This is a genomic window from Achromobacter sp. 1012554356, from assembly GCF_059760815.1.
Window position 1 is genome coordinate 1 of sequence record NZ_JCBANC010000038.1, and the last position, 20041, is coordinate 20041.

The 20041-nt window shown below is 63.2% G+C and carries 17 protein-coding genes and 3 tRNA genes; 1 reads left to right on the forward strand and 19 read right to left on the reverse strand.

What is annotated here, in order from left to right:
• The 11 genes from AC6LJW_RS18990 to AC6LJW_RS19040 form a co-directional block, all read right to left on the reverse strand.
• A partial coding sequence (locus AC6LJW_RS18990) for a GTP-binding protein (RefSeq protein ID WP_033456734.1) occupies positions 1-102 on the reverse strand: 102 nt, incomplete at its 3' end.
• 55 nt (positions 103-157) lie between these two features.
• A tRNA-Thr gene (locus AC6LJW_RS18995) sits at positions 158-232 on the reverse strand.
• 12 nt (positions 233-244) lie between these two features.
• Positions 245-318: transfer RNA gene (locus AC6LJW_RS19000), tRNA-Gly, on the reverse strand.
• Between the two features lie 147 nt (positions 319-465).
• Positions 466-552 (reverse strand) — tRNA-Tyr (locus AC6LJW_RS19005).
• Positions 553-665: 113 nt separating this feature from the next.
• A complete protein-coding gene (locus AC6LJW_RS19010) occupies positions 666-1829 on the reverse strand; it encodes an iron-containing alcohol dehydrogenase (protein WP_498087991.1) in 1164 nt (387 codons plus the stop codon).
• A gap of 24 nt (positions 1830-1853) precedes the next feature.
• Positions 1854-3260 (reverse strand): aldehyde dehydrogenase family protein, encoded by a 1407-nt coding sequence (locus tag AC6LJW_RS19015; RefSeq protein ID WP_498087992.1) that lies wholly within the window; start codon positions 3258-3260, stop codon positions 1854-1856.
• A 27-nt stretch (positions 3261-3287) separates the two neighbouring features.
• On the reverse strand, positions 3288-4673 hold the full coding sequence (locus tag AC6LJW_RS19020) for a glutamine synthetase family protein (protein WP_056566129.1): 1386 nt from the start codon (positions 4671-4673) through the stop codon (positions 3288-3290).
• Positions 4674-4832: 159 nt separating this feature from the next.
• A complete protein-coding gene (locus AC6LJW_RS19025; protein ID WP_498087993.1) occupies positions 4833-5831 on the reverse strand; it encodes a Bug family tripartite tricarboxylate transporter substrate binding protein in 999 nt (332 codons plus the stop codon).
• 154 nt (positions 5832-5985) lie between these two features.
• Positions 5986-7590, reverse strand: a complete 1605-nt coding sequence (locus AC6LJW_RS19030) for a rhodanese-like domain-containing protein (protein WP_498088015.1) — start codon at positions 7588-7590, stop codon at positions 5986-5988.
• Entirely contained in the window at positions 7590-8783 is a 1194-nt protein-coding gene (gene metC, locus AC6LJW_RS19035; protein ID WP_498087994.1) for a cystathionine beta-lyase, read from the reverse strand. The genes AC6LJW_RS19030 and metC overlap by 1 nt, the downstream gene beginning before the upstream one ends.
• A 2-nt stretch (positions 8784-8785) precedes the next feature.
• Complete coding sequence (locus AC6LJW_RS19040; RefSeq protein ID WP_056566118.1) at positions 8786-9373, reverse strand: cysteine dioxygenase family protein; 588 nt, start codon at positions 9371-9373, stop codon at positions 8786-8788.
• Positions 9374-9513: 140 nt separating this feature from the next.
• Between AC6LJW_RS19040 and AC6LJW_RS19045 the strand changes: the two genes are divergently transcribed.
• The gene (locus AC6LJW_RS19045; protein ID WP_056566113.1) at positions 9514-10413 is read left to right on the forward strand and encodes a LysR substrate-binding domain-containing protein; all 900 of its coding nucleotides are present in this window, start codon (positions 9514-9516) and stop codon (positions 10411-10413) included.
• Here AC6LJW_RS19045 and AC6LJW_RS19050 read toward each other — a convergent pair.
• The 8 genes from AC6LJW_RS19050 to AC6LJW_RS19085 all read right to left on the reverse strand — a co-directional run bounded on the left by AC6LJW_RS19050 (position 10407) and on the right by AC6LJW_RS19085 (position 19988).
• The gene (locus AC6LJW_RS19050; RefSeq protein WP_498087995.1) at positions 10407-11411 is read right to left on the reverse strand and encodes an asparaginase; all 1005 of its coding nucleotides are present in this window, start codon (positions 11409-11411) and stop codon (positions 10407-10409) included. The two genes, AC6LJW_RS19045 and AC6LJW_RS19050, sit on opposite strands and share 7 nt — an antisense overlap.
• Entirely contained in the window at positions 11404-12321 is a 918-nt protein-coding gene (locus AC6LJW_RS19055; RefSeq protein WP_056566108.1) for a ParB/RepB/Spo0J family partition protein, read from the reverse strand. The genes AC6LJW_RS19050 and AC6LJW_RS19055 overlap by 8 nt, the downstream gene beginning before the upstream one ends.
• Before the next feature lie 45 nt (positions 12322-12366).
• Positions 12367-13188: a GNAT family N-acetyltransferase gene (locus AC6LJW_RS19060; protein WP_056566104.1), complete on the reverse strand. Its 822-nt coding sequence runs from the start codon at positions 13186-13188 to the stop codon at positions 12367-12369.
• 8 nt (positions 13189-13196) lie between these two features.
• The gene (locus AC6LJW_RS19065) at positions 13197-13997 is read right to left on the reverse strand and encodes a ParA family protein (protein WP_056566102.1); all 801 of its coding nucleotides are present in this window, start codon (positions 13995-13997) and stop codon (positions 13197-13199) included.
• Positions 13994-14683 (reverse strand): 16S rRNA (guanine(527)-N(7))-methyltransferase RsmG, encoded by a 690-nt coding sequence (rsmG, locus tag AC6LJW_RS19070; protein ID WP_056566099.1) that lies wholly within the window; start codon positions 14681-14683, stop codon positions 13994-13996. The genes AC6LJW_RS19065 and rsmG overlap by 4 nt, the downstream gene beginning before the upstream one ends.
• A complete protein-coding gene (gene mnmG / locus AC6LJW_RS19075) occupies positions 14680-16599 on the reverse strand; it encodes a tRNA uridine-5-carboxymethylaminomethyl(34) synthesis enzyme MnmG (RefSeq protein WP_427986286.1) in 1920 nt (639 codons plus the stop codon). The genes rsmG and mnmG overlap by 4 nt, the downstream gene beginning before the upstream one ends.
• Before the next feature lie 2713 nt (positions 16600-19312).
• Positions 19313-19489 (reverse strand): hypothetical protein, encoded by a 177-nt coding sequence (locus AC6LJW_RS19080; protein ID WP_156395160.1) that lies wholly within the window; start codon positions 19487-19489, stop codon positions 19313-19315.
• A gap of 292 nt (positions 19490-19781) precedes the next feature.
• Positions 19782-19988: a cold-shock protein gene (locus AC6LJW_RS19085; RefSeq protein ID WP_056566091.1), complete on the reverse strand. Its 207-nt coding sequence runs from the start codon at positions 19986-19988 to the stop codon at positions 19782-19784.
• Positions 19989-20041: the final 53 nt, after the last annotated feature.

A 20041-nucleotide genomic window follows, 5' to 3' on the forward strand; every position in this document is an offset into this window, starting at 1 on the left:
GGTCGTGATCGCCGCCGTCAACGTCGTTTTGCCGTGGTCAACGTGACCAATCGTACCCACGTTCACGTGCGGCTTGGTACGTTCAAACTTGCCTTTTGCCATGGCTGACTCCTGACCTGGATTGCGCTTCTGACTGAAGAAAAGAATTTGGAATTTGTGGTGCCCATGGCGCGGATCGAACGCGCGACCTCTCCCTTACCAAGGGAGTGCTCTACCACTGAGCCACATGGGCATTTAAAAATCTTGGAGCGGGTGAAGGGAATCGAACCCTCGTCGTAAGCTTGGAAGGCTTCTGCTCTACCATTGAGCTACACCCGCGGCAAACCCTTTCACCTTTTCACTTCCCAACCCTTCGAAATGAAGGCCGGTAAAACCTTGCCACCTTCTTTGCGAAGGGTGCGCAAGGCCGCCTGGCCTTACATTGCAAATCCAGGCAAACCGCGCCTGGATTTAGGTATGGGTCTCTGGTGGAGGAGGTTGGATTCGAACCAACGTAGGCGCAAGGCCAACAGATTTACAGTCTGCCCCCTTTAACCACTCGGGCACCCCTCCAGCGGAGAACTTGAGATTATGAACACTTTCAAATCCGCTGTCAAACCATTCGGACGAAAAATTCAAAATTTCAGTTCCACCTCCGCCGCGTTTCCGCGCAGAGGGGGCGAAGCTTACAGGTTTCCGCGAATTGCTGCACGAAAAAGCTGAGAATATTTTTCAGCGGAGAAATTGACCGGGTTGGTTCCAGCGGACGGATCCTGGCTGGCCATGTGCCCCACCCGCTCGGCCTGGGCATCGTCCAGGCCGATTTCGGCGAGGGTGTGAGGGATGCCGACCTGCTCGCGCAGGGCCAGGACCCAGTCGAGCACCGCGGCCGGGCCTTGCTGGGGCAGACCGAGGTAGCGGGCGAGCGCTTCGAGGCGCGGCGCGACTGCCTGTTCGTTGGCCTTGAGGACATAAGGCATGAGGATGGCGTTGAGCAGGCCGTGGTGTGCGTCATAAAGCGCGCCAAGCGGGTGTGCCAGCGCGTGCATGGCGCCCAGGCCGCGCTGAAAGGCGGTGGCGCCCATGCAGGATGCGGTGAGCATTTGCTGGCGCGCCTGCAGATCGGCGCCATTGGCGACTGCCTGCGGCAGATATTCCTTGATGAGGCGCATGCCTTCCAGCGCGATGCCTGCCGCCATCGGATGAAAGACCGGCGAATAATAGGCTTCGAGATTGTGCGACAGCGCATCCATGCCCGTGGCGGCGGTGATCTTCGGCGGCAGGCCGATCGTGAGTTCGGCGTCGAGGATCACGATGGACGGCAGCATGCGGGCATGGAAGATGATGCGCTTCACTTGCGCGGCTTCATCGGTGATGACGGACGCGCGTCCAACTTCGGAGCCGGTGCCTGCGGTGGTCGGCACGGCCACGACGGGCGCCATGCCGGCGGCGTTGACGCGCAGGTAGTTGTCGCCGACGTCTTCGAAGTCCCACAGCGGCCGGTCCTGGCCGGCCATCAACGCAATGGCCTTTGCCGCATCGAGCGCGGAGCCGCCGCCGAATGCGATCACGCCGTCATGGCGCCCCCGCCTGAACACCGCCACGCCGTCATCAACATTGCGCCCGGTCGGATTGCCCTTGATGTCGTGGAATACGGCGCAGTCGAGGCCCGCATCGCGGCACGCGGTCACCGCATCACGAACCATGGGCAGCGTGGCAAGTCCCGGGTCAGTGACGAGCAACGGACTTTTCATGCCGAGCTCGCCGCAATAGCCCGGCAGCTCCTTGATGCGTCCAGGGCCTGTCTTGATGGCCGTGGGATAGTTCCAGTTGACGGCGGGGACGGTCATGTTTCGAATCCTGATGGCGCGGCGTCAGAGGCTGCGCAGATGGAAGGACTTTGGCTGCGTGAGCTGTTCGTATCCGACTGACGACAAGGACACGCCGCGTCCCGATTGCTTGACGCCTGTCCACGCGAGCGCCGGGTCAAGGTAGTCGCAACGGTTCATGAAGAAGGTGCCCGTGCGCAACTGCCTGCCGATGTGCGATGCGGCGGCTTCGTCCTGCGTGTAGGCCGCCGCCGTCAGACCATACGGGCTGTCGTTCATCAGCGCGATGGCCTGATCGTCGCTGTCTACCGGCATGATGCCGACGACCGGGCCAAAGCATTCTTCGCTCATGATGCGCATGCGATGATCAACCTGGGTCAGTAAGGCGGGCGCGACATAACATGAGCTTTTGCTCATAAGTGAGTCTTCGCTCGCATTTTGAAAATGCGAGTGATCAATCAGATTTGCCGCGCCGGCGCTTACCGCCTGTTCGATGACGCCGCGAATCTCGGCCGCCGCGCGGGCACGAACGACCGGACCAAGCGTCGTGTCCGGCTGCAGCGGATTTCCCAGTACGTAGCGGTGCGTCAGGGCAACCGCGCGCTCGACAAACGCGTCATGCACGCTGCGCGCCACGTAGATGCGCTGGATGCCGCAACAGGATTGGCCGGCGTTGAAGAAAGCGCCGTCCACCAGGGACTCCACCGCCGCATCCAGATTGGCGTCTTCACGCACATAGGCGGGATCGTTGCCGCCCAGTTCAAGTCCGACGCCGATGTAGCGGCCCGCCGCGCTCTCCTGAACGATGCGCCCTCCCCGCACGGATCCGGTGAAGGACACATAGCCGATCTCGGGCGCGCGGATCAGCCGTTGCGTGATGTCGTGACTGGCGTGCAGGTACTGAAACACGCCTCTGGGCGCGCCCGCGTCGCGAAATGCGCGTTCAATGAGTTCCGCGCACAGCGGTGTCTGGTCGGAATGCTTGAGGATGACGGTATTGCCCGCCATCAATGCAGGCACGATGCTGTTCACAGCGGTCAGCAAGGGATAGTTCCATGGCGCGATGGTGAGCGCCACGCCGATGGGTTCGCGGCTGATGAAGCGCGTGAAACCGGCTTGCGCCGGCGCGGCGATGGGTGCGAGCGCGTCTTGCGCGATCGCGATCATGTGACGCGCCCGGGCCGCGAAGCCGTCTACCTCGCCGGGCGCGTGGCGCAACGGACGGCCCATCTGGATGGTGATGGCGCGCGCGATCTCGTCCTTGGCCGCCACGAAATGGGCCACGGCCGCCTCGACGATGCGCCCCCGCGCGTCGATGCCGAGCGCATGCCACTCAGGCTGCGCGCCCTGTGCGTTGGCCAGCGCCTGCGCGATCTGCGCGTCGCTGGCATAGGCGCGGCGGACGACCTCGCGTCCGTCTATCGGGCTGATGGTGATCAGTTCGTCGGTCATGGCGGCCCTGGGTTGCAATGGACGGGATCAGATGATTTCGAAGTAGCGGGCCAACTCCCAGTCGGTCACGTGGCGCCGGAACTGCCGCTCTTCCCATTCACGCGTCGCGGCATAGTGCTCGACAAACGCGTCGCCAAACAGCAGACGCGCGGCCTCGGATGCACGAAGACGCTGCGCGGCCTCCCACAAGGTGGTGGGCAGATGCAGATGCGCGGGAAATTCTTGCGTGTAGGCATTGCCCTGCACCATGGGCTCGGGCGACAGGCCCTGCTCGATGCCGTGCAACCCGGACGCCAACGCCGCAGCCAGGGCCAGATACGGATTGGCGTCGGCTGAACCGATGCGCACTTCGACGCGCTGCGATTTATCGCTGCCGGGAATGAGCCGCAGCGCCGTCGTCCTGTTCTCCATGCCCCAGGTCGCGTCCAGCGGCGCCCAGTACCCGGGCACCAGGCGCGAATAGCTGTTGATGGTCTGTGCGTACAACGCCATGAACTCGGGCAGATAGTGCTGCACGCCCGCCATGAAGGCGGCTTGCGTGCTGCTGACGCCATGCGGCTGCGACTCGTCGAAAAAGGCCGAGCGCCCCGAGTCGTGATGGCGCAGCGACAGATGGATGTGACCGCTCTGGCCGGGATGCTCGTGCGACCACTTCGCCATGAATGTCGCCATCAGACCGTTCTGCTGCGCGAGCGCCTTCGTGAAAGTCTTGAACAGAAACGCCTTGTCGCCCGCCGCCGCAGCGAGGTCCACGGCAAGCGCCGCTTCCAGCACGCCCGGGCCCGTTTCGGTGTGCAGGCCTTCGATCGGCATGTCCATGCGTTCACACAGGTCGAGCAGCTTGCGGTAGAAGTCCCCTTCGACCGTGCTGCGCAACACGGAATATCCGAAGTTGCCCGGCGTCCAGTTCTCCATGTTGCGGTAGTGCTTGGCGCGGACCGAATGCGGCGTTTCGCGGAACATGAAGAACTCATATTCCAACGCGGCGTAGACGTCGAATCCCATGTCCGCGGCGCGATCGATCACGCGGTGCAGCAGACGGCGCGGACAGATGGCGGCGGCATCGCCTTCGAATTCGGCCAAGAACAGCAGCATGTCTTCGCCGCCGGGGCCTTGCTCCAAGGGAAGCCGGCGCGCGCTCTGCGGCACGATCCGCATCTTTGCATCGGGGTATGCCGTGTGCCAGCCCGTGTAGCGGGTGTTGTCGTAGAGCTGGTCATCGAGGTCCCATCCCAACACGACATCGCAAAACGCGAGCCCGGAACGCAAGGCGCCCAGAAACTTGTCGCGCCGCAGGTACTTGCCCAGCATGACGCCGTCGACGTCGGACAAGCCCACTTTGATATGCGAGAGCGGGCTGGATTGGACCAGCCGCTCTGCGTCTTCCAGCGTTGCTACCCCTAGTGCGTGCATGCTTGTTCACCTTGTGGCTGAAGCGTTGCGCGGGACTGCACGTTTTTCCAGTCTAGTCACGATGCCACACGTTGGCAAACATGCCCTGCCCTGTATTCGCGCTACACCCAGCTGCAGCCACGCCGCGCCCCGTGGTTTCCCTAGGGCGGGCACACGACCTCAGTCCAGCGACACGCCGGCCGTCTTCACCATTTCGGCCCAATAGGCTGTGTCCTGCTGCAGCCGGCTCTTGAAGGCGTCCGGCGCGCTGCCGACAGGTTGGCTTCCGCCGCTGTTGATCTTGGCGATCACGGCGGGCGACTTCATGGCGCGGTCCACGGCCTGCGCCAGATACGCAACACGCTCAGGCGGCGTGCCGGCGGGCGCGAAAAGGCCGTACCAGTCGTCCGCGGTGATGCCTTCAAGGCCGGCCTGCTTCAACGTGGGTGCGCGCTTGAACACGCCGACGCCGTCGCCATGGCTCATGGCTAGGATCTGCAGCTTTCCGGCGGCCACCATGGGCTCGGCGGACGCGGGCGATGTGATGAGCATGTCGACGGTGCCGCCCAACAGATCCGTCACGGCGGGCGCGGCGCCGCGGTACGGCACGTGCACCAGCTTGACGTCGGCCTTCTTCGACACCAGCGCGCCCATCAGGTGGCTCATCGTGCCGTTGCCGGGCGTCGCGTACGTGATGACACCCGGCTGCTTGCGCGCCGCCGCCAGATAGGCGTCCAGCGTCTTGTACGGCCCGTCCGCACGCGACACGAGCACGAGCGGCGCCGAGGTGATCTGCGAGATCGGCACGAAGTCCTTCAGCGGATCGAAGCCCACATTCTTGTACAGGCGCGGATTCACGGCCATGACGCTGGTCTGCGACATCACGAGGGTGTAGCCGTCGGGCTTGGCGCGCGAGACCTGCGCGGTGCCGACGTTGCCGCCCGCCCCCGAACGGTTCTCGACCACCACGCTCTGGCCCGTGATGGCGCCCAGTTCCTGCGCGATCAGACGCGCAACGCCGTCGTTGCCACCGCCGGGCGGAAACGGCGAGACCACGGTGATGGCCTGCTTCGGATAGTCCGCCAACGGCGCCGGTGCCTGCGCGTGGGCCGTGACTCCCCACAGCAGGCCCGCCATCGCGGCGGCGGTCTTGCATGCGTGCAATGCGTGATGCTTCATCTGGATTTCCCCTTGAGTTGGCGGCCGGATACTCGGCCGTCCTTTGCATTCCGGTTCGCCATGAACCGTCCGCACCCCGCCGGCAAAGGCCGCCGGGGCGTACTGATCAGGTTGAAGCGTGGGTGACGCCGCGCGCGCAAGCGCGGCGGCGGTGTCAGCCGGCCGGAGACCCGGGGAACCGGTAGGTGGCGCGTTCCCGCTCGTCGATCTGCTTGACGAGGTTGGTTTCCCAGGCCAGGTACTGCCTCGCGGCAGCCTTGTTGCCGTCGTGACGGTCATGCACGAAGAAGAGGTAGTCGATGCAGTCGCTGTCGGGCGGATCGGCGGGCGAGGATTCCAGCGGGATCCCTTGCGCGGTCCAGCTTTCGGGCGTGCCCGTGTTCGCCTTGACGTCCGGCATGCCCAATGCGCGCAGGTCGCTCGCCGCCCAGGCCGCCAGCGCGGCGTCCTCGGCCAGCAGGATGACGGGACGCGCGGGATCGAGCGGCAGCCGATCCAGGCGCGGCCGGATCGACCAGCGCGCGCCGGCGATGTGGCGCGTTCGATACCGCATGCTGGGGCGGATATCGATGGCCTGCGCGCCCTGCGCCAGCGCATCCGCAAGCTGCGCAGCGGACAGCACGGTGACCGCCGGGACCGGCGCTGAGGACACGTCGTTGACCAGGACGGCGCCGCTTCCTGCATCGAGCGTGCAGGCGTCCCAGCCCATTTGCCGCAGCCAGCTGGCGACGACCGGCGCGCGCACGCCTTCCGCATCGAACACGACGATCCGTGCGCCGCGCACGGCAATGTACTGGTCCGTCGCCTGGATGAGCTGTCCACCCGGCGCGTGTTGCGCGCCCGGCAGGGAACCTTGCGCGAATTCCTCGGCGCTGCGTACATCGCACAGGAACGTGGTGCGGGCGGCGTCGCCCAGCCAGGCCTGGACCTGCGCGGCGTTCGCCGTCGGTACGCCATGGCGCCGTGCGAGCTGCGCGGAGCGCTGCGCCAGCGCAGCAACATCGCCCTGCGGAACGTCGTCCGCATAGCGGCGGCGCGCGCCGTGCTCGAGCTGCAGGTCCTCCAGATACCAGCCCTGCGTGCCGTTCTCGAGCGCGTAAACGGGATTGGGAACGCCAAGGTTGATCAGCGTCTGCGCCCCGATGATGCTGCGGGTGCGGCCGGCACAATTGATGACGATGGTGGTGTCTGGCCGTGTCGCCAGCGTGTGGGCGCGCAGCGCCAGCTCGCCGTTGGGGCAGCAGATGCCGCCCGGAATGCTCATCTTCTGATATTCGGTGAAGGGACGCCCATCCAGCACGATGAGGTCGTCGCCGCGGCGCTGGCGTTCGGCCAATTCGCGGGCGCCGATGCGTGGGGTGTGGAAAACCTCTTCGGCCAGTTCGCCGAAGGTCTTGCTGGGTACGTTCACGCCGGCAAATGCCGCGTAGCCATCGCGCTGCCATTGCGCCAGCCCGCCCGCCAACTGACGCACATTGGTGTAGCCGAGCGCGGCCAGTGCGCGGGCGGCACGCGCCGCGGTGTCGTCATCACCGCCGTCGTCGTAGACGACGACGCGCACGTCACGGCGGGGGGCGAGACGCACGATGTCGACTTCAAGCCTGCTGTAGGGCACCGGCGCGGCGTAGAAAAGATGGGACTCGCCGTACTGGCCATGTTCGCGCACATCCAGCAGCGCGATCTCGCCGCCATCGTGCAGCCACTGCTTGAGCGTATGCGAGTCGACGCTGGCGGAATGTTGGTCGTGAGAGGACTGCATCATGAGATTCGGAGGGAGCGAAGGGGTTGGGACAGCGCGGCAAGGCCGCGTTCCAGATCGGCGATGAGGTCGTCGGGATCTTCCAGGCCGATATGCAGGCGCAACATGGGGCCGCTGGCCTGGTAGCCGGGGAGGGATCGCGAGTTCTGCAGATAGACCGGTATCACCAGGCTTTCGAATCCGCCCCACGATGCGCCAATGCCATAGAGCTGCAGGCTGTCGATAAGCCGTTCGGCATCGGCGTCGGTGTAGGCGTCGGACAGTTCGAGCGTCAGGAGGCCATTGGCGCCATTGCAATCGCGCCGCCAGATGGCGTGGGACGCGTCGCCCGGCAAGGCGGGATTCAAGACGCGCGAGACTTCGGGCCGTGCCTGCAGCCACTGAGAGATTCGCAGCGCGCTGCGGGCGTGCTGCGCCAAGCGCAACGGCAGCGTGCGCATGCCGCGCAGCACCAGAAAGGCATCGTCGGCGCCCACCGTCTGGCCGAAGTCGATCGTGGCGCGTTCCAGCGCGCGCCAGGCACGTTCGTTGGTGACTACCGCGCCCATCATGACGTCGGCATGGCCGCCGAGGTATTTGGTCGCGGCCAGGATGGAAATATCGGCCCCTAATGCGAGCGGCTGTTGCAGCAAACCGGACGCCCACGTGTTATCCACAGCCAGCCAGCAACCGTGTTTTTTCGCAGTTGTGGATAACTCGATGAGATCCGGCATCTCGTAGGTCAAAGACCCCGGCGACTCGGCGTAGATCATGCGGGTATTGGGCCGGATCTGCAGTTCGATGCCCACGCCGTCTGGGCGGTAGTACGTGAATTCGATACCCAGGCGGGTCAGGTGTTCGGCGCAGAACCGGCGCACCGGCTCATACACGGCATCGGTCAGCAGCACGTGGTCGCCCGCGCGAAGATAGGCGAGCAGCACGGTGACGATCGCGGCCTGGCCCGTGGGGTAGAGCTTGGCGCGATAGCCCTCTTCCAGTTCGACCAGCGCGTCTTCCAATGCGTGCGTGCTGTCGGTGCCGCGCGCGCCGTAGGAGGGCAGCCGCTCCTGTTCGCGGCGCGCCCGCGTATCTCGCCACGCCTGCACGCTGTCGAAAACATACGTGCTGGCGCGCGTGACCGGGGTGTTGACCCAGCCTTGTTGAGGACGTCCCGCGCGCAGCAGGCGCGTTGCGGACCGGAAGGGCTTGCTCATGATCAGCGCCGCGTCTGCACGCCGATGGGCATGATCTTGCAGGTGCCGGTGTCCAGGTCGAAGCCCAGACGTTGGTCCAGCGTTTCCAGGGCGCGCCCGTACATGTGCAGGTGGCGGATGACACTGTCGCCTTGAATCTCCACGGCGTGGATATCGTCGGGCATCAGCGCGATGCCGCTGCCGGGGCCGACGACGACGGTGTCGACCTTCTCCAGCTTGCCGACGCCCGGCTGGGAGCCATCGTCGATGCGGTCGTACACGTAGTTGTATTCGACGCCTTCGACCGCCGCGATACACGCCCAGGTGGTGTGGTTGTGCGGCACGATCTTCTTGCCCGGGCGCATCACGTTCAGGTAGAGCGCGTAGCTTTTGTCGGCGTCTTCGGCAATGAGATAGCGGGCCTGACGTTCGTCGCCTTCAGGCGGCGGATAGCGGTCGGCGCCCCACCAGGCGGTGTTGCCGGCCAGGGCGACCAGCTCGTCCAGAACCGATTGCAGGCTGTCGCGGTTCAGGCCCTTATTTCCTACAGTTTTTTTAATATTTTCGACCGCGCTATCGATGCCGGCCTGTTGAGGATGTGCAGTGCTCACGTCGACGTTCCCTCTTGTTTCATGAGTTATTGCACTTACTGTATCGCCGGGTCAGCACGCCAACAATTTAAATTGCTTGAAGATTCCATTAGGACTGCTAATGTGTCGGGTTATCCCTGAACCCGTTCTTCACACCCAGAATGCGGAATCTCGACCTTGATCTGCTGCGCACGCTTGCGGCAATCGCCCAGCATGAAACGTTCTCGGAAGCCGCCAACCGGCTGCACAAGACGCAGTCGGCAATCACGCAGCAGATGCAGCGGCTCGAGGCCATGATCGGCCTGCCCCTCTTTGAAAAGCAGGGGCGCAACAAGGTGCTGTCCTCTCACGGGCGGCGTCTGGTGGAATACGCGCGGCACATGCTGGCCATCAATGACGAAGCGTTGCGGGCGCTGCAGGCCGGGCCGTTGGAAGGCGATCTGCGGTTGGGCGCACCGCTGGACGTGGCCGACACGATCCTGCCCACCCTGCTGACGCACATCGCGCGCGTCGCGCCGCGCGTGAAGCTGGAGATCCGGGTTGATCGCAGCCCATTCCTGATGGACGCGCTGCGCGCCGGCGAGATCGATCTGACCATCTCGACGCGCTTTGATCAGGACTTCGAGGGCGTGGCGTTGCGCACGTCGCCGACGGTCTGGCTGGCGTCCGCGGATTACGTGCACGATGCCCATTCGCCCGTGCCGCTGGTGCTGGCGGACGAGCCCAGCATCTTCCGCCGGCTGGCGCTCAACGCGCTGGAGCAGGCGCAGGTGCGCTGGCACACGAACTACGTGGCGCCAAACCTGGTGGGCATCAAGGCGGCGCTACGCGCGGGCCTGGGCGTGACGGCGCGCAGCGTGGAACTGCTGGGGCCGGAGATGCGGGTGCTGGGAGAAAAGGAAGGACTGCCGCCACTGCCGGATGTGACGTACTTCCTGTGGATAAGGCGTGATCTCATCAATCCGCTGACGCGGCAGGTGTACGACATGCTGCGGACCAACCTGGGGCTTGCGCAGCAAGGCGCCGCGGCGGCTACCCCGCCGCGGTCCGTGGTTCAGTAACGGTCGAAGATCTGCTGCATGGCAGCCGTATCGCGCGTGACCGTCAAGGCGAGCATCAGCAGGATGCGCGCCTTTTGGGGATTGAGATCACGCGCCGCGACAAAGCCCAAGGTGGCGTCGTCGACTTCGACGTCGCGCGCCACGAACCCGCTGCCGGTGCGGCTGGATCGCACGACCGCCACGCCGCCATCCGCTGCGCGGCGCAGGCCTTCGATGGCCAGGTCGGTGGCGTTGCCGTCACCCACGCCCGCCAGCACGATGCCGTCGGCCGCGCTGGCCAGGAAATCGATCAGGTCGGCCTGCAGGTTGGCGTACGCGTAGACGATGTCGACGCGCGGCCAGCCGGCCTTTTCCAGTAATGCGAGTGAAAACTCGCTTTGTTCGCCGAAGGTGGTGGCGTTGCGCGAATAGAAGTTGGGCGCGCCGCCGTGCATGACGCCGGCGCGGCCACGATTGGGCGACGCGAAGGCGCACAGGCCCGCGCTGGCGATCTTCTGGATTTCGCGGGCGTAGTGGATGTCTTCGTTCATGACGACGAGCGGCCCGCGGCCGCGCGCGTCGGGATGACGCGCCAGCGCCACCGCGTTGTACAGGTTGGCCGGTCCTTCGGCGCCGAGCGCCGTGGCAGGACGCATTGCGCCGACCAGCACGACGGCCTTGTCATGGCGGTTGACCAGGCTGAGGAAATACGCCGTTTCCTCAAGCGTGTCCGTGCCGTGCGTGATGACGATGCCGGCCACCGAGGCGTCCTGGCAAAGCGTGTCAACGCGTTGCGCCAGCGCGCGCCAGACGTCGTGCGTCATGTTCTGGCTGCCGACGTTGGCCACCTGCTCGGCGCGGATCTCGGCAACGCTGGCAAGCTGCGGCACCGCGGCAAGCAGGTCGTTCACGGAAAACGTGCCGGACTTGTAGCCCGCGGACGTGGCGTCGGTTTGGGCCCCTGCTATCGTGCCGCCCGTTGCGAGCACCGCAATGACGGGCAATGCGCGTTCAGGCATCCACGGCTCCGGAAAGGCCTTGGCGTTCGAGGAGCGAGTTCAGATGCTCCCAGCCGTGGAAGTCGATGACGATCTGCCCTTTTTCCTTGGCGCCCACCTTCAGCGCGACGCGCGTGCCCAGATGGTCGGACAGCGCTTCTTCAAGACGCGTCAGGTCGCGCGACACGCCGTTGGCTTTCTTCTTGGGCGAGGCCGAGGCTTCGGCTTCCTTGGCGGTCTTGGCGACGAGCTTTTCGGCCTCGCGCACCGACAGGCGGCGCGCGATGATGAGGTTGGCCAGCTGGATCTGCGTGGCCGCGTCGACGGCCAGCAGCGCGCGGGCGTGGCCCATGTCAACGTCGCCGGCCAGCAGCATGGTCTGCACGGGCGCGGCCAGGTTCAGCAGACGCAGGAGGTTGCTGGTGGCGGAACGCGAACGGCCGATGGCCTGCGCAGCCTGTTCGTGCGTCAGGCCGAACTCATCGAGCAGACGGCGCACGCCGTGCGCTTCTTCCAGCGGATTCAGGTCTTCGCGCTGAATGTTTTCGATGAGCGCCATGACGGCCGCGTTTTCGTCGGCGACCTCTCGCACGAGCACCGGCACTTCCTTCAGGCCGGCAAGCTGCGCCGCGCGAAAGCGCCGTTCACCCGCGATGATCTCGTAGTGGCCGGGCACATCGCCCAGCGCACGCACGAGAATCGGCTGCATGATGCCTTGCGTGCGAATCGATTCGGCCAGCTCGCCCAGGGCACCCTCGTCCATGCGCGTGCGCGGCTGGTATTTGCCGGCGCGCATCTTCGAGATGGGCAGGGTGGAAGGCGGACCCTCGGGCTTGGCGACAGCCTTGCCGATGTTGTCGATCGCGGGCGCGTCGGCGCCCAGCAAGGCGTCCAGTCCGCGACCCAATCCCTTGGGTTTCTTGGTGGCCATAATTAAATCCTCTTTCCTTCTGTCTTTGTATCCTGAGCGCCGAGCTCAGGCGTCCGCCTGCTCGGCGGGCAGGCGGTACCAATACGCGTAACAGTCTTTGAATCCGTAGCGGGCATACAGCGTCCGCGCCGCGGTGTTTTCCGGCTCGACCTGCAGGTAGGCCGTGCTGGCGCCGCCGGCGGCCCCTTCGGCCAGCAAATGCTCCATCAGGACGGCGGCGTAGCCTTTGCGCCGATGTCCTGGATGGGTAACGATGTCGAACAGGCCGAGCAGGTCGCCTTCGCGCACGGCCATGCCCGCGACCACCACCTGCCCTGCCGCGTCGGTGGCCAGCACGGGCAGCTTATCCACAGCCAGGCCCTGCAAGCGCGTCTGATGTTCGTCGATGTGCGCGGCAGACGAGCCGCGCAACGCCCCGACCGCCGCCGCGAAGCGTTCGGCATCGACCATGCTGAAATGCAAATCGCTCCTGACGCTTGCGCGGGGAGCGAGCGGCGTGCTCATGACGCGAGTCTCACCGGTGTAGATATAACCGCGGGCCTCCAGTTCGGCGTCGAGCGAAAAATCGGGGCCGATGGAGGTGATGCGAAGCACCATGGGCAAACCCTGGCGCGCATACAACGATGAACAATACGCCAGCCGCTCATCCAAAGGACGTGTGGATAACCCCAGCACATTGACGCTGCGAACCCGCTTGGCCGGCGAATGGGCGAAACGCACCAACCAGCCATCATAGATCACCTGCGCGCCCACAGCAGTGGCGTTGAGCGCCGCATCTTCCAGCCGCACGCGCAGCGTATCGCGCACGTCGGCGGGCGGCGTGGAGATGGCTGTCTGGGTCGGAAAAAAGAGCGCGGCGTCGGACATGGGGACGGCTAGTTCAGGTCCTTCCTGACGCGTTCTATCATTTCGGCACCGAACGAGATGTAGGCCTGCGCGCCGCGTGACGCGCGGTCATACACGACACCCGGCATCCCGTAACTGGGTGCTTCGGCCAAGCGCACATTGCGCGGCACGACCGTCTTGAAGACCTTGTCGCCGAAGTGCGATTCGAGTTGCGCGGACACCTGCTGTTGCAGGGTCATGCGCGGGTCGAACATGACGCGCAGCAATCCGATCACGCGCAGATCGTCGTTGATGTTGCGATGCACGCGTTTGATGGTGTTGACGAGATCGGACAGGCCTTCGAGCGCGAAGTATTCGCACTGCATCGGGATGATGACGCCATGCGCGGCAGCCAGGCCGTTGAGGGTAAGCAGGGACAGCGTGGGCGGGCAGTCGATGAGCACGAAGTCGTACTGGGTCGCGACGGTGTCGATGGCGGCCTTCAGTTGGCGTTCGCGCTGTTCCATCTGCACCAGATCGATCTCGGCGCCGGAAAGTTCGCGGTTGGCGGGCAGCACGTCGTAGCCGCCGGACTCCGACTTCACGCGCGACTGTTCGATGGAGGATTCGCCGATCAGCACCTGGTACAGATTGGATTTCAGCGAATTCTTGTCGATGCCGCTACCCATGGTGGCATTGCCCTGCGGGTCCAGGTCCACCAGCAGCACGCGCTGATTATGCGTGGCAAGGCCCGCCGCCAGATTGATGGCGGTCGTCGTCTTGCCCACTCCGCCCTTTTGATTGGCAATGCAGAAGACGCGGGCGGATGTGCTGGGGGGTATGTTCTTCATAGGGTTCCTTGACTGCGGCGCATCCAGATCAGGCAGCGTTCTGCTTGCAGCTCCGGGACTTGGAGCGGCTGAATATGATCGACTTGCCATTCCCCGCGCGCGTGCAGCGCCTGGATTTCTTCTTCGGGGAGCTTGCCCTTCATGGCGACGAGGGTACCATTCTTGGCTACGTGGCGACCCGCGAGTTGCGCAAAATCATCCAATGATGCAAACGCTCGCGACGTCACGATGTTGCACTCGGCGGGATCCAGCGTTTCGATGCGCGCATGCTGCGATTGCAGGTTGGGCAAACCCAGCGCGCCGCTCATCTGACGCACGAACGCAGTCTTCTTTTCGACCGCGTCAACGCAGGTTACCGACCACTGGGGCCGCATGATGGCCAGGACGACGCCAGGCAGCCCGCCACCCGAGCCGACGTCGTAGACCTTGGCCGGACCATCGGGCGCTGCCAGCGCCTCGCTGAAGGGCTTCACGGCCGCAAGGCTATCGAACAGATGCTGCACGAGCATCTGCTGCGGATCGCGGATGGCGGTCAGGTTGTAGGTGCGATTCCAGCGCTGCATCTGCGCAAGATAATTGAGCAGTTTGGCGATGGCGCCGTCGTCGGCGTTCACGCCCAGCTGCTCGCATGCGCGAGTGAGTCGGCCGGCCATGTCGATGCCGGCCTGATTGGCGGGCGCGCTCATGCCGCTTGCTTGCGCGAGCCGTAATGCAGGCGCTTCAGGTGAATGAGCAGGAGCGAAATGGCAGCCGGCGTGACGCCGGAAATGCGCGCGGCCTGGCCGATCGTTTCCGGACGATGCGTCTTGAGCTTCTGACGCACTTCAAAGGACAGGCTGGTCACGGCGTCGTAGTCGACATCAGCCGGGATCGGCTGTTGCTCGTGGGCAATGTGCTTTTGCACCTCGTCCTGCTGGCGCGCAATGTAGCCGGCGTACTTGACCTGGATCTCGACCTGCTCCGAGAGCACGTCGTCCTCGACGACGCCCGGGCCGGCTAGCAGCGTGCCGTCCACGTTTTGGGCGGCCATCAGGGCTTCATAGGTCACGTTCGGGCGCTTCAACAGATCTGCTAGTGAGTACTCACGTTCGATCGCCTTGCCGAGCAGCGGCTCGGCCACCTCGGCGGGCAGCAGACGCGGATTCACCCATGACGACTTCAGGCGCTCGACTTCAGCGGCGACGGCGTCGCGCTTACGGTTGAACGCGTCCCATCGTGTATTGTCGACAATTCCGAGTTCACGACCGATTTCCGTCAGGCGCAGATCGGCATTGTCTTCGCGCAGGCTCAGGCGATATTCGGCACGGGACGTGAACATGCGGTACGGCTCAGTCACACCGCGCGTGACCAGATCGTCGACCAGGACGCCCAGATAGGCTTCGTCCCGGCGCGGGGTCCACTGCTCACGGTCCTGCGATTTCAGGGCGGCGTTCACGCCAGCCAACAGGCCTTGAGCCGCGGCTTCTTCGTAGCCGGTGGTGCCGTTGATCTGTCCGGCGAAGTAAAGCCCTTCAATTGCCTTGGTTTCGAGCGTGCTCTTAAGTCCACGTGGATCGAAGTAGTCGTATTCGATGGCGTAGCCAGGCCGCATGATGTGCGCGTTCTCAAGCCCGGGCAGCGAATGAATCAGATCCAGCTGCACATCGAAAGGCAGGCTGGTCGAGACGCCATTGGGGTACACCTCGTGCGTATCCAGCCCTTCCGGTTCCAGGAACACCTGGTGGGATTGCTTATCGGCAAACCGATGGATCTTGTCTTCGATGGACGGGCAATAGCGAGGGCCCACGCCCTCGATGACGCCGCTGTACATCGGCGACCGATCGAGGCCGCCACGAATGATGTCGTGGGTGCGCGCGTTGGTATGGGTGATCCAGCACGGCAACTGGCGCGGATGCATGGCCACATTGCCCATGTAGGAGAACACGGGTACCGGGTCCAGGTCGCCGGGCTGTTCTTCCAGGATGGCGTAGTTGATCGTGCGGCCATCAATGCGCGGCGGCGTGCCGGTCTTGAGGCGGCCTTGGGGAAGCTGCAGCTCTTTCAGACGCTGACCCAGCGAAATCGCGGGAGGGTCTCCGGCGCGGCCGCCCGAATAGTTTTGCAGGCCGACGTGGATCAGACCATTCAGAAACGTGCCGGCAGTCAGCACCACCGTCTTGGCGCGAAACTTCAGGCCAACTTGCGTCACGGCGCCAACGACCCGATCCCCTTCCACCATCAGGTCCTCGACCGCCTGCTGGAACAACCACAGGTTCGGCTGGTTCTCGAGGCGTCCCCGAATGGCCTTGCGGTACAGGACACGATCGGCCTGCGCTCGCGTTGCGCGTACGGCCGGACCCTTCGAGCCGTTCAGAATACGGAACTGGATGCCGGCCTCGTCGGTGGCCAATGCCATGGCCCCGCCCAACGCGTCCACCTCTTTGACGAGGTGGCCCTTGCCGATTCCGCCGATGGACGGATTGCAAGACATTTGGCCAAGGGTCTCGATGTTGTGCGTGAGCAGCAGCGTCTGCGCACCGGTGCGGGCGGCAGCCAATGCCGCCTCAGTGCCGGCGTGGCCGCCACCGACGACGATGACATCGAATTCGCGGGGATAGTCCATGATGGGGGGAGGTAAAGAAGAGAGCGATCGGCGCTCATTATAGAGGCAGGGGTTGCATGTTTCACGTGAAACATGCGGACAGGTTGTTTTATGTGGCGACCGGGCGCATTTGGGCTGGGCGGTTGGTATCGAATGGCTGGATGGGTGGGTAGATATCGGCACCTGCCCGGTGTTCTCGGGGATGTTCCACGTGAAACATGTCCGTCGCTTGTCGACTAAGTACGTAAAGGGCGGACGTTGGCGGTGTTTCACGTGAAACAGTGATGACGGTCTGAAGAGCTTATGGTTGACCGAACGTGGCATGAGGGTGATCGGCGGCGGTGGGCTCTCCGCAAAACTTATCTGCGCCTGGGACCAAGAGACCGAATGCGGGTCCTGCTCATTAAGCTATCTTTGCCATAACAGAGAAAGGCGGTGGCGGCCGGTGCTTGCAGTGTTTCACGTGGAACATTCCACGCAACGTTGCTTCGGCGCGTTGTGAGCCCCCTCCCCTACGACAATCTTCTAGTTTCTCGTCGCTCGACAAGGTGATGGCGGGGGTATTGCGGCCGCAACCCACATCTGTTCCCGTGAATCCGGGTCCTGCATCCGGCCTCTCGAGCAATAACGCGTTTGGTGTGCATAACCTGCAGTCCCGGGACACGCAGGCGAGACTGGCTGCGACGTTTCACGTGGAACAATGTGTCTGGGCTGCAGGGTGCCCAACCAATCTGTCATCCGGGAAGTCGGAGGCCGAGAGCGCTGGCAACCGGCTCCGTTTGGCCACTACCTACTGCGGATCAGGGCATGGTCGTTGTCGCCACTCCGCCTCTGTCTCGGCAAACGAGCCAGCAGACAAGGCCTCCCTACCCCAACGAGAGCCGAACCCGACCACACTTTCCCTTGTGCGGCAGTTGGATTCCTCATCCGGCAAATTCGCCGCCAAGGGTCGTGGGAGGCCGTTGTTCCACGTGAAACAACGGTGTGCAGCGGGTCCCGCCTCCATCCCGAACCATCACTATGTGGCCTCGCCCCCGAAGTGGGGAGTTCCGCCACGTAGTAATCGAAGAAACCGCCAGACCGCTCTATCCCCGCTGACAGACTTTGACTGTTTCACGTGGAACATCGTGCGAGGCACCCGAAAATTGGTTCGGGCAGCCAACTAATCGCCGACGCCCAGGGCTATAGCAGCTCTCGTGATAGCGGAAAACCAGGAGCCGATGTTCGCGGTCCGCGCACCAGAAACCACGCGTCGGCCACTCTATCAACGGTGCTCAGCGCTAAAACGATGGATGGAACCTGGCAAAGCTGCGTGCGCAACGCGGAATTCTCAGGCGTCCGCGCTCCTGCGCCCAGCCAAATCGAGAGAAATGTTCCACGTGAAACACGCGGATGCAGCGAGACGTTTTGCAGGAGCTGTGTTTCACGTGAAACACGACTTGGTGCTATTAGCCATTGAGCTCTATGGCAAGTCCGTTGGCACCGGCGATCTCCCCTACTGCGCTTTTCGAAAGCGCTGACACGAGTCCAACCTCGACGCGTCCAATAATCGAGTCAGCAATCCGAAAAGGTAAGAAAAATGATAAATAACGATTTATTCGACCCTTACCTACCCCCTGCCCGGAAAAACGCCTTTTTTTCCATGGCCAGGCCGGACGGCAACGCGTCAGCGCGTATGTTTGCAGATCGCCGCCGATCGACCAGGTCTCAATCCCTACGCCCGCGCAAGTCTTCGCCGGCGAAGTTACCCACACGTTTGCCCGAGCGCCGGGCCGTCTGGCGAGAGCGCATCAGAGCATGCGGACAGAATGCGGCGAATCGAACAGACCTGGTCGTGACGCGCGGAGCTACCCAGGCATGCGGCTTATCCACAGACACTAGCTAACGACAACGCACTATGAAAAGAATCGAAATCCCACGCGGAGAACCTGGGTTACGCACACTCTTATCAACAGGCAATCCTGTGAGCAGACCTAGGATGCCGCGATCAAACCGCGGCCCCGCAACGCGGTCACGTAACGCCTGACAGCTCATCGACATATGCACACTCGGGCCGTGCCCCTCCGGCAAATTCGACTTAATGCGAGACGACTTATCCACCGAAATCCCCACGCATTCGAAGCAAGACCACAGAAACTGAAACTGCGGTGAGTGCAGGAGAAAACACGCGCAAGTGAAGTCGGTTATGGGAGTGCGGAAAGACGAAAAGCAACTTCAACAACTTGCTGAACTCTTGCACAAGCGCACGGTCAAATCGCGCGGCCCAAAACCCCGAGGCGGTTTATTCACAAAATTATCCCCACCCCGGATATCCAGTGGGCAGTGCCAGACCGGCGCACCTGTTCATTGACCCGACAATAATCTTCCTCGTACTCCCGACGCCGCGCCATCATCCATATGGCCGAGGCGCTCGCGGCTTCATGTGAAATGCTGTGGACAAGTCGCCGGAAGATATCCGACCACAAAAAATTCGTCTGCCGCAGCGGCCATGACCGCGTGGGGGTCGTCAAAGAGCAACCCTCCCAGACCGCAATTTCCGTTCCCGCACCCTCACCCTTTGAGCGATATCCCCATTTCTATCCACAGGCGAGGACCCTCAATTTGGATAACGGGAGGCGTAATTCTGTGCATAACCCACATGGGGATATCTTTGTGAACAACAGTCCCCAGATCGGCATTCCACACGCCCTGCTCGACCGAAAATGCACATGAATGCACTCTTGGATACTGAAATTCACCGCGCTTGAACACCCTGGTAATCGACGCGTTTCCCTATGAAAACGCTGATTAAACCGCCTTCGCGCCACTCCAGGATGACGCGCTGGACTATCCACGGGAAACAGCACGCCGCAGCCTGCATTAATGCAGAAATCTGTGCAAAACCCGGTTTGCCAAAACCCAATTGCTTCATTACTGAGCAGCTAGATGCTCATGTCCGGAAATAATTATCCACAGAGTTATCCAGTGCTCGAGGATATGTTAGTGAACACTAACAAACTGGCAGATGAGCGCCAACACATGACGCATGACGGTCCGCAGCGCACGGCGATTTAAGCGCGACGGCGCGCGGGCGCAATGGCCCAACGGTGGCGCATCGAATGGCGGCAAGTGCGGCCGCAAATGAAACAACGCCCCAGACCGGGAGGTCTTGGGGCGTTGTAGCCAGGCCTAGCCTGGCTGACGGGAAATTGGGATTTCCCGATTTAGAGCGGGCGAATTTCGGCCGCTTGAGGTCCTTTCGGACCATCCTTAACTTCGTATTCGACTTCCTGGCCTTCGTTCAGGCTGCGATAGCCGCGACCCTGGATGGCGGAAAAGTGTGCGAACACATCGGTGCCGCCCACGTCCGGCGTGATGAAACCGAAACCCTTGTCAGCGTTGAACCACTTGACTTTGCCCTTCTGAGCCATTTTTTCTAGCGTCCTGTAATTAAATCGAAATGCATTGAATCAAGGACGCCGTG

Bases quoted from the DNA above. Each gene is read 5' to 3' on its own strand.
- AC6LJW_RS19010 (WP_498087991.1), bottom strand. From the start codon at position 1,829: ATGACCGTCCCCGCCGTCAACTGGAACTATCCCACGGCCATCAAGACA.
- AC6LJW_RS19015 (WP_498087992.1), bottom strand. From the start codon at position 3,260: ATGACCGACGAACTGATCACCATCAGCCCGATAGACGGACGCGAGGTC.
- AC6LJW_RS19020 (WP_056566129.1), bottom strand. From the start codon at position 4,673: ATGCACGCACTAGGGGTAGCAACGCTGGAAGACGCAGAGCGGCTGGTC.
- AC6LJW_RS19025 (WP_498087993.1), bottom strand. From the start codon at position 5,831: ATGAAGCATCACGCATTGCACGCATGCAAGACCGCCGCCGCGATGGCG.
- AC6LJW_RS19030 (WP_498088015.1), bottom strand. From the start codon at position 7,590: ATGCAGTCCTCTCACGACCAACATTCCGCCAGCGTCGACTCGCATACG.
- metC (WP_498087994.1), bottom strand. From the start codon at position 8,783: ATGAGCAAGCCCTTCCGGTCCGCAACGCGCCTGCTGCGCGCGGGACGT.
- AC6LJW_RS19045 (WP_056566113.1), top strand. From the start codon at position 9,514: ATGCGGAATCTCGACCTTGATCTGCTGCGCACGCTTGCGGCAATCGCC.
- AC6LJW_RS19050 (WP_498087995.1), bottom strand. From the start codon at position 11,411: ATGCCTGAACGCGCATTGCCCGTCATTGCGGTGCTCGCAACGGGCGGC.
- AC6LJW_RS19055 (WP_056566108.1), bottom strand. From the start codon at position 12,321: ATGGCCACCAAGAAACCCAAGGGATTGGGTCGCGGACTGGACGCCTTG.
- AC6LJW_RS19060 (WP_056566104.1), bottom strand. From the start codon at position 13,188: ATGTCCGACGCCGCGCTCTTTTTTCCGACCCAGACAGCCATCTCCACG.
- AC6LJW_RS19065 (WP_056566102.1), bottom strand. From the start codon at position 13,997: ATGAAGAACATACCCCCCAGCACATCCGCCCGCGTCTTCTGCATTGCC.
- rsmG (WP_056566099.1), bottom strand. From the start codon at position 14,683: ATGAGCGCGCCCGCCAATCAGGCCGGCATCGACATGGCCGGCCGACTC.
- mnmG (WP_427986286.1), bottom strand. From the start codon at position 16,599: ATGGACTATCCCCGCGAATTCGATGTCATCGTCGTCGGTGGCGGCCAC.
- AC6LJW_RS19080 (WP_156395160.1), bottom strand. From the start codon at position 19,489: ATGAAGCAATTGGGTTTTGGCAAACCGGGTTTTGCACAGATTTCTGCA.
- AC6LJW_RS19085 (WP_056566091.1), bottom strand. From the start codon at position 19,988: ATGGCTCAGAAGGGCAAAGTCAAGTGGTTCAACGCTGACAAGGGTTTC.